Annotated in this window: 1 protein-coding gene; it reads left to right on the top strand. The window is 71.2% G+C overall.

The window, feature by feature from the left end; translation table 11 throughout:
- Positions 1-539 (top strand): cupin domain-containing protein (locus CFP71_RS42785; RefSeq protein WP_143267329.1); only part of this gene is annotated, 539 nt, incomplete at both ends.

Raw genomic sequence — 539 nt, 5'->3', positions numbered from 1 at the left:
TGTCGAGGACGAGGCGCCGCTGACGGTGATGGCGCAGGTCCGCGGCGAGTCCTGGGTCGTCCCCGATCGCGGGGACGCCGTCCGGCTCGGCACCGGTGACATCGCCATCGCGCGGGGCCCGGACCCGTATCTCGTCGCGGACGATCCGGCCACCCCGCCGCAGGCGATGATCCTGCCGGGGCAGGAGTGCCTGACCCCGGACGGACAGCACCTCACCGAACTGTCGGACCTCGGTGTCCGCACCTGGGGCAGCGACCCGGACGGTCCCGTCGTGCTGCTCACCGGCACGTACCCGCTGGAAGGCGAAATCAGCAAACGGCTCCTCAACGCGCTCCCGCCCATGCTGGTCGTGCGGGACGAGGAATGGGAGAACCCGCTCGTGCCGCTGCTCGCCGGGGAGATCGTCAAGGACACGCCGGGACAGGAAGCCGTTCTCGACCGGGTGCTGGATCTGCTCCTGGTCGCCGCGCTGCGGACCTGGTTCGACAGGCCTGGTGCCGCGGCACCCGCGTGGTATCGCGCGCACAGTGACCCTGTCG

The sequence above is a fragment of the Amycolatopsis thailandensis genome (assembly GCF_002234405.1).
Lineage (GTDB): Bacteria > Actinomycetota > Actinomycetes > Mycobacteriales > Pseudonocardiaceae > Amycolatopsis > Amycolatopsis thailandensis.
Note: the sequence above shows the minus strand (reverse complement) of the source record. Positions and strands in the feature narration are given on the sequence as shown.